Origin of the sequence: Amycolatopsis sp. VC5-11 (assembly GCF_037034185.1) — a bacterium.
Classification (GTDB): domain Bacteria; phylum Actinomycetota; class Actinomycetes; order Mycobacteriales; family Pseudonocardiaceae; genus Amycolatopsis; species Amycolatopsis nivea.
The window spans coordinates 272,829-285,470 of the sequence record NZ_JBAGKF010000008.1 but is presented as its reverse complement, the minus strand read 5'-3'; the positions used below and the strand labels follow the sequence as shown (position 1 = coordinate 285,470).

Genomic DNA, 12,642 nt, shown 5'->3' with positions numbered 1-12,642 from the left:
ATATTTGCAATTGCTGAACCCGTCCGGTCAAGAGGGCGGACCCGGACCGAAGGCGGCACTCGTGAGCAGACCGCTCTACCAGCTGAAAGCCGAGTTTTTCAAGACGCTCGGCCATCCGGCGCGGATCCGGGTGCTGGAGCTGTTGTCGCAGCGCGAGCACGCGGTCGCGGAGATGCTGCCGGAGGTCGGGATCGAGCCGGCGAACCTGTCGCAGCAGCTCGCGGTGCTGCGGCGGATGGGGCTGGTCACCACGCGCAAGGAAGGGTCGAGCGTCTACTACTCGCTGATCAGCCCGCAGGTCGCGGAGTTGCTGGCGGTCGCGCGCGAGATCCTGACCGGCGTCCTGTCGGGCCAGGTCGAACTGCTCGACGACCTGCGCACCGCGCACGCGGACAGCTCGCGTTCCCCGCGCGGCTGAGACCAACGGAGGCGATGTGACGAGCGAATTCGTGCGGGAACTGAAGCGGGGGATCGCGGCCGCGCAGCAGGCGCTGGAGCACGCCGGCGAGGACGAGGCGGAGGGCCATCGCGAGAGGCTGGCCGAACTGCGGGAGATCGCGCAGCAGAACGACGTCGACCTCGGCGAGTCCGGTCGATGAGCTGGACGCGTCCCGGGCTGGCGATCGTCGCGGAGGACGGGCCGTCGCGGCTGCAGGCGGACGCACGGGCGATCCAGGAGCACACCGGCGTGCCGACGTCGGCGTTCACGGTGCGTTCGCGCGACGCGGCGGAGCTGGCGGCGGCCTTGCGCTCGTTGCCGGACGAGGTCTCGGTGGTGTATCTGACCGGGGTGGAACCGGCGAAAGCCCGTGTGGCACAACGAGAACTGGCTTCGACGCTTCCGGTCGTCACCGAGGAGGAAGCCGCCGCGATCGTACTGACCGCAGCGGTGCTGATCCGGTCGCGACGGCTGCAGGTCGCGCCGTTTGACGCGAAGGTGGTCGTGGCCGGTTCGGACGCGATGCCGTTGCTGGTGCCGCTGCTGGTGGCGTCCGGAGTCGGCGATGTGGTGGCTTGGCGACGCGACGACGCTGCCGGTTTTCCGCTGCGGGAAGTCGCGAGGAACGCGACTGTGGTGGTCGATGCGGTGGGGGAGTTCGAGGGCTCCGCGCTGGTGCCCCCGGAACGGAGTGCGCTCTTGCTGCCGCTGCCGGGGTTGTTCGCAGCATTGCGGAGGGGGCTGGCCGGGTCTGATCCGGTGGACGTGCATCGGGCCTGCGCGCACGCGTTGACGACGCTCGCGCCGGTGGATCAGCCGCTGCCGGAACTGTCAGACCCGGATTTGGCGACCCGGGTGCTGGACGCGATCGCGGAGGCGGTTCGGCCGCCTCGGAAGCGTTAGCTCAGCGGTCGTAATACGTAGTCGGCCCCTCCGGCCACTGCCGCGTAGGCGGAGGCGGCTGCTGCTCCGCCCGGCTGTTCCGCTTCCGCCGATGCAACGTCCGGGCACTCGCCGCCATGCTGCTCACCAGCGAGGCGATCACCAGCCCGATCACCAGGTTGATCGCCGCCGTCGCGATTTTCGCTTCCAGGCCCACCGTCAGGGTGAGCGGCAGGACCACCGCGATGGCTGTCACCAGCACCATGATCCAGCCGAAAAACTGGCCCGGCGCCGGGGTCGCCACGCTCAGCAGGTGCATCAGTCCAGTCGCCAGCAGGGCGACGGCAGCGGCGGAGATCGCGTACGTCGGCGTGCTCGCCTTGCCCCACAGGCCGTCACCCTTCGGGGCCAGGACCGGCACGTCGAAGATGCCTCGCGCGATCAGCAGGCCCACTACCGCCACGAGGGCCGCGACCACCGCGGTGGCCACGCCGCCTGCCCACAACCTCGCTGCGTCGATGCCTGGCCGGGTGTCCTCCCCGTAATTGCCGGGGTACTGCTGAACCATCGGGCGGTCCTTCCCTCGCGCATGCGGTCGCTTCGATTGTCGCCCTACCGAGGCTGTTCCGCCGGATCGGCGGATTTCGCCAGCGAGCGCAGCCGGAACGACAGGACCACCAGGGTTACCCCGTAAATCACCGCGTAAATCCCGATCAGCAGCGCGACGCCGAACGCGCCCGCGATCGGGTGGAACAGCACGAGCACCCCGGCGATGACCGAAAGCGCGCCCGCCGCGATCAGGAACGCCTCGCCGGAGATCTGCGTGCGCAAGCGGATCGCGGCGACGATTTCCATGATCCCGGTGGCCACCGCCCACGCCCCGACGAGCGTCGCCAGCACCAGCACGGTTCCCCCGGGCCACACGAGCGTCATGATGCCGACGACCAGGCCCACCACGCCGAGCACCGCATACGCGATCCGGTGCGCGCCGTCGCCCGGCCGGAACGCCTGCACGATCGCGCCGGCCGCGTCGATCAGCACGTAGATCCCGAACAGGAAAGCCAGCGCCAGCACGGTGATCCCCGGCCACACCAGCGCCAGCACGCCGAACAGGACGCCCAGGATCCCGCGCGTGAGCACGAGCGGCCACGCGCGCCGCGGGTCGAGCACCGCGAAGCCGAGGACGGGCGGAATGGGCGTGGACATCGAGGGCCTCCCGGGGGTGTGGTGCTGACCTGGCAAAACGGTAGCCGGACCAGGGCAGCACCGCCGGGACCTCACCCGATCGAGGGCGCTACCAGGCGACGGTCAATCCGGCGAGCCGCCACGTCCCCGGGTCGGGTACCCGCTTCGCCTCGAGGACACGCAACCCGGCGAACCGGTCCAGCAGCGCGGTCAGCGCCACCTCCGCCTGCACCCTCGCGAACGACGCGCCGAGGCAGAAATGCGGCCCGTGCGCGAAACCGAGGTGTGCGCCTGCCGAGCGGCGGACGTCGAAGCGGTCCGGGTCGGCGAAGACGCGCGGGTCCCGGTTCGCCGCCGCGATCGACGCGGTCACCGGCTCGCCCTGGCGGATCTGCACGCCGTGCAATTCCAGGTCTTCGGTCGTCCGCCGGGGAATCGTCAGCAGCTGCGAACCGCACCAGCGCATCAATTCTTCGACCGCGCCCGGCCACAGCTCCGGTTCCCGGCGCAGCACTTCGAGCTGATCCGGGTGCGACAGCAGGGTTTCCACCGCGTTGGCGATGAAATTCGCCGGGGTCTGCCCGGCCAGCACGAGCTGCCAGACCAGCGCGACGGCTTCCGTTTCGGTCAGGCCCGCACTCGTCAGATGCGCCAGCATCGCGCTGTCCGGACGCGAGACCAGCGTCCGCGAGCTGTCGATGATCCCGGGCACGGCGGCGGCGAATCCCTCGCCGGACACCTGCACGACCGCCGCGCCGTATTCGTGCCAGCGCGGCCGTTCGGCTTCCGGCACGCCGACCAGCGCGCAGATGACCTCCATCGGCAGCGGCCAGGCGAACTCGGCGAGCAGGTCGACGGGGCCGTCCGCGGGCAATGCGTCGAGGTAGCGGGCGACGATCTTCTCGATCTCCGGGCGGAAATCCAGCGCGCGGCGGGCGGCGAACGCGGGCGTGGCGAGACGGCGCAGCCGGGCGTGTTCGGCGCCTTCCATCTCCTGCATGGTCCGCAGGTAGGGGCGGCAGTGCTCGGGGACGTCCGGACGCTGATAGCTGGCCTCGCTCAAGGCGAACCGCTGGTCGGTGAGCATCGCGCGGGCTTCGGCGTGCCGCGTCAGGACCCACATCGGCGGGAAGCCGGGGCCGGTGAGCTTGGCCAGCGGGCCCTGCTCCCGGGCGGCTCCGTAGGCGGTGAACGGGTCGCTCGTGACGGCCGGATCGGTCAGGTCGAGCTCGGGAACGGGGAGCGCGGGGGACAAGGACGGCCTCCAGATGGTGAGTTCAGATGATCTCATCATATGAATGGTGACGGTATCTTGGCAAGGAAGCGGACCGGGAGGACTCACGATGGCGCGGCTGACCAGGGCGCAGACGCAGGAGCGCAACCGGGCGAAAGTGCTGGCCGCCGCCCGCGAGGAGTTCACCGAGCGCGGCTTCCGCGACGCCAAGATCGACGTGATCGCCGAGCGCGCCGAGCTGACCCGCGGCGCGGTCTACTCCAACTTTCCCGGCAAACGCGCGCTCTACTTCGCCGTGCTCGCCGCCGAAGCGGAACGGTTCGCCGCCCAGCCGCCTGAACCGGACCCGGGCCTGACCCCCGCCGAGGCGCTCGGCGCGTTCGCCCGCGCGTGGGTCGCGCGGCTGCCGTTGGCCACCGATCCGGACGCGCGTCTCGGCGTCGACCTGCTCCCGGAAATCCTCGCCGACGAACTCACCCACCGGCCGTACGCCCAGTTGCTGCGGTTCGACGCGATCGTGCTCGGCCTGGTGCTGGAGCGCCTTTCGCCGTCGTCCGGACGGCTGGTGCGGGTGGCGGAAGCGGCGCTGACGATGTTGCACGGGGCGAGTCAGCTCGCAGCCGCGGCACCCGGTTTCGGGGAGCCGTTCAACGTCGTGCGCGCGTGCGAAGCGTTGCCCGCGCTGGGACTTGCCGACACCTGGCCGGAGCCGCCGATCGTGCCGCAAGCGAAAGCAGTCGGGGAAACCTGGGCTCCGCCGGAGGTTTTCGACGCCCTGCGCGAGCGTTCGGTCCGCATCGACGGCGACGGAGTGGTCGCGGTGATCGGGCTGCACCGGCTGTCCGCGGTGGAAGAAGCCTTGCGTGCGGCCAAGAATGTCACGCTGGTCGTGGTGACGGGTCAGCCGGGAGAGCTGGTGCCGCTGACCAATCTGGTGCTGGCGGATCTGCGCGGTCTGCTGAAGCGGTCGTGTCCGGGATCGGCGTGGCCGGACGTGCGCGTGCTCGTCGACGAGACCGGCGCGGTGGCCGCCGCGGCCGGGGTCTCGGCGGTCAGCGACGCGACCGAGACCGCGATCCGGGTCCACAATGGACAGATTGTGCTGCGCGCGGAGGGCTTCGGCGCCTGCCACGCCGCCGCGACGAGCATCGTCCCCGCGGAAACCCAGTAAGCCGCGCAAACCCTTCCGACGTCGGTGGACAGGGCAGGCATCGCGGCAGATAGTGGAGCGAAGATCGGCCGAAGGGGGCGGCGATGGCCGAAATCGCTCCGGTGGACCGGCAGTTGCGCAGCCTGCTGCGGCACGGCACGTTCGCGCAGGTCCTCGACCACGCGCTGAACATCCGAGGGCTCAGTCTCGAACAGGTCCGGCAGCGGCTCGCCGGACGGGGAGTGCGGGTCAGCCGGGCGGCGCTGAGCTATTGGCGCCACGGCCGCAGCCGTCCGGAACGGGCCGAATCGCTGCGCGCGGTGCAGGCGCTGGAGGCGGTGCTCGGGCTTCCGCCGGAATCGCTGGTCGCGCTGCTCGGCCCGCCCCGGCCGCGGGGCAGGGGAGCGGCGGCGGAACCGGGGGCCATCGACCGCAAACGGCTGTGGCCGGGCCACCGGCCGCTGCTGGCGGAGCTGGACCTGCCGCCGGACAGCCTGGTGCGCCGCCTCGACGTGCACGAGCACCTGCGGGTGGACGAGCACCGGCGGCTGACCCGGGTGCACACCCGGCTGGTCGTGGAGGCGATGGCCGACCGGGTCGACCGGTGCGTGGTGTTCCTGTGGGCCGAGCAGTCCGCCCCGGCGCTGCCCGCCGAGGTCCGGTACTGCCGACCCGGCCGGGTCCGGGTCGACGCCGAAGCCGGGGCGACGGTCTGCGAACTGCTGCTGGACCAGCGGCTCGCGACGGGCGAGCGCAGCGTGCTCGAGTACACCGCGGTCTATCCGCCCGGCCCGGAACTGACCTTCTACCACCACCGGTTCACCCGCCCGGTGCGGCAGTACCTGCTGCAGGCGGAGTTCGCCGGCGCCCCGCCCGCCACCTGCGTGCCGTTCCGCCAGAACAGCGTGCAGGCGCCGCGGCGGCCCGGTCCGCCGCTGTGGATCGGGGCCTCCCGGACCGCGCACCTGGTGCTGACCGACGTCCGGCCGGGCATCGCGGGCCTGTCCTGGGAATGGGCTTGACCGGCGGTTTTCCGGGAACCGCCGGTCAAGCCCCTGCTCACCTGGTCAGTAGACGAACCAGGGGACCTGCACCTTCCCCGCCGTGCCTGACGTGTCGGTGGCGGTGATCGTCGAGTTCAGCAGACCCGAGGTGGTCTGCGGGTTTCCGGAGATCACGCCGGTGGCGCGGTCGATGGTCAGCCCCGAGGGCAGTCCGGCGGCGCTCCAGGAGTAGCTGCCGGTGCCGCCGGAGGCGCGCATCGCCAGGTGCACCGGCGAACCGTGCGGCACCGCCTGGAAGCCCGGGTCGGCCACGGTGACCGGACCGGACGAACCGCCCTGCACAGTGAGCGTGAACGTGGTGTCGTGGCTCGCCGTGGTGTTCTTGCCGGTGATCGTCACCTTGTACGTCCCCTGCGGGGTGGAGGCGCTGGTGGCGATCGTCAGCTTCGCCGAACCGCCCGCGTTGACTGACGCCGGATCGAACGTCGCGCTCGCCCCGGAGGGCAATCCGCTGGCCGACAACGCGATGTCGCCGCCGGACGGAGGCGTGGTGCCGATCTGCTGGTTGGCCCAGTCGCCCATCGAGCCCCACAGCTTTCCGTGCGCGTTGTAGGACGCACAGTCGGTGCGCAGCCAGGAGAAGACGCCGTAGATCTTGCCGTTGTAGTAGTACGGCCCGCCCGAATCGCCTTGGCACAGGCCCTTGCTGCCGTCGCCGTAGCCGTCGCAGAACATGTACTCCGGCTTGAACACTGACGAATCGATGGTGCTGCAGTTCGAACCGTCCACTGTGGGCAGTACGACCTCGCGCAGCTTGGTGTTCTTGGTGGCGTCGTTGGCGTCGGTCTTGCCGTAGCCGATGGCCGTGCCTTGGGTGCCGAGCGGCAGATTGTCGGCGGAGGACGCGATCTTCGGGTAGGTCATGCCCGCCGGAACGGGGATGTCGGTCTTGGTGAAGATGATCGCGACGTCGTTGCCGTTGCGCCAGCCCTGGTCGCTTTGCGGGCTGTAGTCCGGGTGGATCCGGAATTCCGCGATCTCGATCCGGGTGCCCTTGCTCGTGTCGTTCAGGTCGTCCCGTCCGTAGATGAGGTACTTCGGGTCGCCGTCGGCGAACTTGCAGTGAGCCGCGATCAGCACCGCCCGTTTGGCGACCACGCTGCCGGTGCAGGACTGCTCCTGCGGGCGCACCCCGCCGGTGCGGTGTTCGGAAATGATGAACGGGTACTTGGCGACGGTGGTCGTCTGCCCGTTGATCACGCTCGGGCTCGCCGACGGCGCGGCACCGTTCACCGCGGTCGTCGAGACGGTGGCGGTGGCGGATTGCCCGGCGTTGACCGACGCCGAAGCCGGGTCGACGCTGAGTGAGAAATCGCCTTGGCCGGAGCCGTTGACGGTGAGCGTGACCGGGGTCGTGTGCGTGGCGTCCGTGGCTTTTCCGGTCACTGTCACGGTTGTCTGCCCTGGCGAGGCCGACGCCGACGCCGCGAGCGTGAGGGTGGAGGCGCCGCCTGCGGTTACCGAAGACGGGTCGAATGTTGCTGTGACACCGGCTGGGAGCCCGCTCGCCGACAACGCGATGCTTTGTGCGCTCCCCTTGACGACCTTGGTGGTGATCTTCGTGGTCGCCGACTTGCCCGGGTCGACGCTGAGCGAGGCCGGGTCCGCGGCGAGGGAGAAGTCGTTGGCCGCGGGCGGTGTCGCGCCGTTGATCAGCGGGTCCGCCAGGGTGTCGCCCTGCATGGAACCCCAGCCGGTGCACAGGTCGTAGCCGGTGCCCGCGTCGTAGGTGCCGTTGTTGCCGGAGACGACGTCGTGGAAGGCCGAGGAGTACTGCGAGGACTGCGCGATCGAGTACACCGTCGGGTTGATGGCACCGAGGTTGCTCTTGCCCGCGCTTTTCGCTTTCTGGTTGACCATCGCGAGATATCCGGCCCACAACGGGGAGGACAGGCTCGTCCCGCCGACGTCCTGCCAGCCGCCGTTCATGTACACCGAAAGCGCGCCGGCTCCGTAGTCGGCGTCGAGCGCGACGTCGGGCACCGAACGGTATTTGCTGCTGCCCGGCTGCCAATCCGGCTTGCTGTAGACCGCCGAATACCCGCCGCCGGAGCGGGTGTTGCCGGTGCCGCCCTGGTTCCAGCACGATTCCGACTGGTAAGTGCCCGCGCTGTCGCTCGTCCGCAGCTGCGTGCCGCCGACGCCGGTGAACAGCGGGTCGCTGGCCGGGTAGTCGGCCTGCACGGTGGAGTTGTCGCCGTTGTAGCCGCAGCCGGTGGCTCCCCAGTCCCCGGAGGCCGACAGCAGCGTGACGCCCTGGGCGACCATTTGGGAGTAGGAATCGTGCGAGGCGGCGATCGGGTCGGACTCGCACTTCTCGCCGAGCAGCCACGAGCCCGACAGGATCGTGATCGCGTTGTCGCTCGCGATTTTCGCCATCTCGTCGACCCAGGCTTTGTCGCTGTTGGGCGCTTCGTACACGATCTGGCTCGCGCCGGGCGCGGTGGCCGCGACCGCCTGGATGTCCAGCGTCACCTCGAGCTGTCCGCTGCCCGGCTGGGAAACCCCGCCGTCCACCGGAACCACCTGGGGCTTGACCGAGGGCTGCTTGAAGTAATTCGTCCAGGCGTCGATGTCGGATTGCTTGAACGAGTCGAACTCGATCAGCCCGACCGTCTGCCCGGATCCGTCGTAGGAGCCGGAGAGCTGCTTCATGCTGTAGGCGGTGCGGAACTGGGCGGGGGTGTAGCCGCCGCCCGGGCCGCCGGGACCGGCTGGAGCGGAGGCGCGGTGCGCGATCGGCCGGTTGGTCAGACCGGTCACCGTGCGCACGATCTTCGCGACCGAGGACGGCACGCTCGGCGCGGATTCCCTGGCGTAGAAATGCTTTCCGGCGGAGTCGGCGTAGTCGCCGAGCCGGGTGCCGAACGCTGCCTCGACCTGTCCGACGGTCCCGACCGCGTCGACCACCTGGCGGTTGGCCGAGACGTCAGTGACCCGCAGGCTCTGTTTCTCCAGGTACGCCTTGGCAGCGTCCACATCGGACTCTCGCGGCGCGTAGCGGGCCGAATAGTCCGCGCTGGAAAGGAAATGCCGGTAGTCCGGCGAACGCGGATCGCTGACCGAGGCGACGAACTGGGCGAGCCCGGCTTCGTCGTGCGGCCGCAGCGACAGCGCGATCGGGATCTCCCGGCCGGGATCGGTGGCGCCGAGCCGTTGTGCGCCGGCCGGTGCGGAGCCGGTGGGCGCCAGCGGCGTCCGGGGCTCTTGGGCGGCGGCCGAACCCGGTATCGCCAGGGCGGCCGTCAGGACGAGACCGGCTGCCGCGGCGGCCGGTCTCGCCCACAGGGAACGAGGGAGCACGATTCCTCCAAAGCGAAGCGGAGAAGAAACAGCCGGCCAAGGCTAGCCGCGGTGGCGGTCTGCGAATCGTGCTCGCTGAACGTTCGACGACGTTCAACGATCATTCTGAACGACGACGTTTTCCCTGGTCAGAAGGGGTGAGGTGAAACAGTTTTCCACAGAATGGCGAGCTGGTTCACCGTGTCGGGAGAACGAAACGGGAAAGGAAAACCGGCACGACCATCAATGCGATGGCGGTCCAGGGCAGCGCGCCTGTGCCGAGCAGAACTCCGCCGGTCAGCGCGCCACCGGCGACCGCGCCGTTCCAGCTGGCGATGGTCAGCGACTGCGCGATGTCGGCCCGACAGCTGGCGAGTACCGCGGTGACCGCTTGGAACGACGTTGGCGCGCCGCCGAAAGCCAAGCCCCACAACGCACACGCGACGAGCAGCAGTCCCGGTTCGCGGCCGCCGAAGACCAGTATGCCGAAACAACAGGCGGTGACGGCGGCGCAGCACGTGAGCACCGCGCGGGGATGCCGGTCGAGGGCGAGTCCGACCAGCCACAGCCCGGCCACCGTCGCGGTGCCGAACAGCAACAGCCCGGCGCTCAACAACGGGAGATGCCCGCGAGCGGCGTAGAATGGTCCGAGATAGGTGTAGAACATGTTGTGCGCCAACGAAAACGCAATCACCAGCAGCAACAGCGGGCGCAGTCCTGGCGTGCGCAGCACGGCGCGGAGACTTGCCCGGGCCCCCGGTTCCTCGCCGGACAGCGGCGGAACCACCGCCACGATCCACCACAGCAGCGGCACCGCGACGAGGGCCATCCCGGCGAACACCCAGCGCCAGCCGACGAGTTCGCCGAGCGCGGCCCCGGCCGGGACCCCGAACGCGAAAGCGACCGGGGTGCCCGCCATCGCGACGGCGAGCGCGCGACCGGCCCGTTCCGCGGGGACGAGCCGCATGGCGTAGTTCGCCACGAGGGACCACAGGATTCCGGTGAGCGCTCCTGAAGCCACGCGCGCCACGAGCACCAGCGCGAACCACGGGGACAGCGCGATCGCCAGGTTGGTCGCGACGAACCCGGCGACGAGCAGGAGCAGGAGTTTCCGGCGGGGCATCCGGGCCGACGCCGCGGTCAACGGCAGCGCGGTGAGGGCGGTGGTGATCGCGTACACGGTGACCAGCTGCCCCGCGGCGGCCGGGGACACGCCGAGATCGGCCGCGGCCGGGAGCAGGATCCCGGCCGGGACGATCTCGGTCAGGCAGCCGAGGAACACCGACGCGGCCAAGGCCAGCAGAGCGGGCAGGGGAAGCGCGGTGCGGGCGGGCGGCGCGGTGACGTCCATGGCGGGTCCTTGGGGTCGTGGCGGTCGGCCGCGTCGGTTGTGCGGGGCGGGAGCTTGATGGCTCGGCTGGTTATGCGGTGCGGGGTTGCGTGGTGCGGGGTTGAGGCCGGGGAGTGTGGCGGCCGGGTCGGTTATGCGCTGCGGGGTGCTCGGGTTTGCGAGGTGCGGGGCTGGGACTGGGGATTGCGGCGGCTGAGCCGGTTACGCACTGTGGGGCGCTTCCGGGGCTGGGGCCGGGGACTGTGGCGGCCGAGTCGGCTATGCGCTGTGGGCGCGGCCTTCGGGGGAGCGGCCGGGCGGTGCCGCGACGTCCATGGTGGGGGGCGTGGCGTCGCGGCGACGCGCCCGGCCGCGCGCGGTTACGTCGTGTGCAGCAGCAGGTTGTGCGATCCCTCGCCCGGATCGACGACCTTGTCCTTCGTCGCCGCGTCGGTCATGCCCTTGAGCACCTGGTCCGGCGTCGCGTCCGGATGCGCGGACAGGAACATCGCCGCCACCCCCGCCGCTTCCGCGGAGGCGATCGACGTGCCGGAAACCACGCTCGACGCGCAATCGCCGGTGTTGCCCGCCGTCGGAATGTCCTTGCCGGGCGCGTAAAGGTCCACGCAGCTGCCGAAGTTCGAGGACGGCACCCGGTGGTCGGCCTGATCGGTGGCGCCCACGGTGATCCCGGTGGTCTGCCGGGCAGGCGTGATGTCGCAGGCGTTCACTCCGGCGCCGCCGGTGCCGTTGCCCGCGGCGACGGTGTAGGCGAGGCCGTTCTGGGTCATCTTGTAAAGCTGGATGTCGAGGACCGTGCCGCTGGGGCCGGCGAAGCTGAGGTTCAGCACGGCCGGGCGCTGTGCGTTGAGGTTCACCCAGTCCAAAGCGGACAGAATCTCCTCGGACGTGCCCGTGCCGTCGCAGCCGAGGGTGCGCACCGATTCGACCGAAGCCTCTTTCGCGACACCGTAACGGCGGCCCGCGATGGCGGCCGCGACCTGGGTGCCGTGGCCGTTGCAGTCCGTTCCGCTCTGGTCCGCGTCGGGGTCGACCGCGTCGTACGCGGCGTGGGCGCGTCCGCCGAAGTCGTGGTGGGTCGTGCGCACCCCGGTGTCGAGCACGTACACGTGCACGTTGGCCGCGGTGTTCGGGTAGGTGTAGCTGCCGTCGAGCGGGAGGTCCGCCTGGTCGATCCGGTCCTGTCCCCACGAAGGCGGGTCGTCCTGGGTCCCGGCCGCGGTGTAGACCTGGTTGTCCCCGACCGTGGTGACCGCGGCGTCGGTGAGGTACTTGTCGTGCTGTTCCCGGGTCGCGGAAAGCGAAAACGCCTGCGACACCGAGTAGTAGACCCGGCGCAGCGTGCCGCCGTACTTGGCGATCAGCGCGTTCGCGGCGGCGGTGACCTTGTCCTTGTCTTTGTCCATCGGCTTGAGCCGCACGATGTACACCGCGGTGTCGTCCGGCGCGGCGGAGGCCGCCGCCGGCAGCACGCCGGCCGCGACCGAGAGCAGGGCCGCCAGCACGACGGCTTTCGGGGTGCGTTTCATGGTCGTCCCTTCGGGGAGCCTCCGCCGGGATCCCGGGGAATCCCGGCGGAGGCGGGCGCGGTCAGAGGTTGTTCAGCCAGGTGCGCAGGTCGTCCGGGCCGCTGCCCTCGTCGAAGCCGACCACCCGGCTGCCCTTCTCCTGTCCGGCGGAGATGTCGATCAGCGTGGGGATGTACTCGATGCCGTACTTGTCGGCGATGTCCTTGTTCTGGCCCTGCTCGCTCAGGTCCACCTTCGCCCAGATCCACTTGCCGCCGTCGGCCGTGTGGTATTTCTCCAGGTACGGGGCCATCTTCTGGCAGGGACCGCACCAGCTGGCGTAGAAGTCCAGCACGACCGGCTTGGTCTTGGACATCTCCATCACCTGGTCGTAGTTGGCCGAGGTGACGTCGACGACGGTCTCGTCCTGCGGGGCCAGCGAAACGTAGGACGCCGGGGCGGCGCTCGCCGGCGTCGCCGCGGCGCCGCCGAGGACTCCCGCCGTCATCGCCGCGACGGCCGCGAACATCCGGATTCTCGTTCCCAT

12 protein-coding genes are annotated in these 12,642 nt (G+C 70.3%); 5 read left to right on the top strand and 7 right to left on the bottom strand.

Annotated elements, in window-relative coordinates:
* The first annotated feature begins 61 nt into the window (after positions 1 to 61).
* Genes WA670_RS24975 through WA670_RS24965 form a run of 3 tightly spaced genes read left to right on the top strand, consistent with a single transcriptional unit; the run spans position 62 to position 1,342 of the window.
* The gene (locus WA670_RS24975) at positions 62 to 418 is read left to right on the top strand and encodes an ArsR/SmtB family transcription factor (protein ID WP_037818621.1); all 357 of its coding nucleotides are present in this window, start codon (positions 62 to 64) and stop codon (positions 416 to 418) included.
* A 16-nt stretch (positions 419 to 434) separates the two neighbouring features.
* Positions 435 to 599 carry a hypothetical protein gene (locus tag WA670_RS24970; RefSeq protein ID WP_158714566.1) on the top strand — a complete coding sequence of 55 codons (165 nt, stop codon included), beginning with the start codon at positions 435 to 437 and terminating at the stop codon, positions 597 to 599.
* Positions 596 to 1,342, top strand: a complete 747-nt coding sequence (locus tag WA670_RS24965) for a hypothetical protein (RefSeq protein WP_336159037.1) — start codon at positions 596 to 598, stop codon at positions 1,340 to 1,342. Before WA670_RS24970 ends, WA670_RS24965 begins: the two co-directional genes overlap by 4 nt.
* A gap of 1 nt (position 1,343) precedes the next feature.
* Here the strand turns inward: WA670_RS24965 and WA670_RS24960 are convergent, their stop codons facing one another.
* The 3 genes from WA670_RS24960 to WA670_RS24950 all read right to left on the bottom strand — a co-directional run bounded on the left by WA670_RS24960 (position 1,344) and on the right by WA670_RS24950 (position 3,797).
* Positions 1,344 to 1,889 (bottom strand): DUF6069 family protein, encoded by a 546-nt coding sequence (locus WA670_RS24960; RefSeq protein ID WP_037818625.1) that lies wholly within the window; start codon positions 1,887 to 1,889, stop codon positions 1,344 to 1,346.
* A 44-nt stretch (positions 1,890 to 1,933) separates the two neighbouring features.
* On the bottom strand, positions 1,934 to 2,527 hold the full coding sequence (locus WA670_RS24955; protein WP_336159036.1) for an HdeD family acid-resistance protein: 594 nt from the start codon (positions 2,525 to 2,527) through the stop codon (positions 1,934 to 1,936).
* Positions 2,528 to 2,615: 88 nt separating this feature from the next.
* Positions 2,616 to 3,797 (bottom strand): cytochrome P450, encoded by a 1,182-nt coding sequence (locus WA670_RS24950; protein ID WP_336159035.1) that lies wholly within the window; start codon positions 3,795 to 3,797, stop codon positions 2,616 to 2,618.
* Between the two features lie 52 nt (positions 3,798 to 3,849).
* Here WA670_RS24950 and WA670_RS24945 point away from each other — a divergent pair, with 52 nt between their 5' ends.
* A complete protein-coding gene (locus WA670_RS24945; RefSeq protein ID WP_336159034.1) occupies positions 3,850 to 4,911 on the top strand; it encodes a TetR/AcrR family transcriptional regulator in 1,062 nt (353 codons plus the stop codon).
* A gap of 83 nt (positions 4,912 to 4,994) precedes the next feature.
* Positions 4,995 to 5,912 carry an XRE family transcriptional regulator gene (locus WA670_RS24940; protein WP_336159033.1) on the top strand — a complete coding sequence of 306 codons (918 nt, stop codon included), beginning with the start codon at positions 4,995 to 4,997 and terminating at the stop codon, positions 5,910 to 5,912.
* 45 nt (positions 5,913 to 5,957) lie between these two features.
* Here the strand turns inward: WA670_RS24940 and WA670_RS24935 are convergent, their stop codons facing one another.
* The 4 genes from WA670_RS24935 to WA670_RS24920 form a co-directional block, all read right to left on the bottom strand.
* Positions 5,958 to 9,257 carry a protease pro-enzyme activation domain-containing protein gene (locus tag WA670_RS24935; protein ID WP_336159032.1) on the bottom strand — a complete coding sequence of 1,100 codons (3,300 nt, stop codon included), beginning with the start codon at positions 9,255 to 9,257 and terminating at the stop codon, positions 5,958 to 5,960.
* A gap of 175 nt (positions 9,258 to 9,432) precedes the next feature.
* Positions 9,433 to 10,587, bottom strand: coding sequence for an MFS transporter (locus WA670_RS24930; RefSeq protein WP_336159031.1), 1,155 nt, complete (start codon positions 10,585 to 10,587; stop codon positions 9,433 to 9,435).
* A 359-nt stretch (positions 10,588 to 10,946) separates the two neighbouring features.
* Positions 10,947 to 12,116 carry a S8 family peptidase gene (locus tag WA670_RS24925; RefSeq protein WP_336159030.1) on the bottom strand — a complete coding sequence of 390 codons (1,170 nt, stop codon included), beginning with the start codon at positions 12,114 to 12,116 and terminating at the stop codon, positions 10,947 to 10,949.
* Between the two features lie 61 nt (positions 12,117 to 12,177).
* Entirely contained in the window at positions 12,178 to 12,642 is a 465-nt protein-coding gene (locus tag WA670_RS24920) for a thioredoxin family protein (RefSeq protein WP_037818633.1), read from the bottom strand.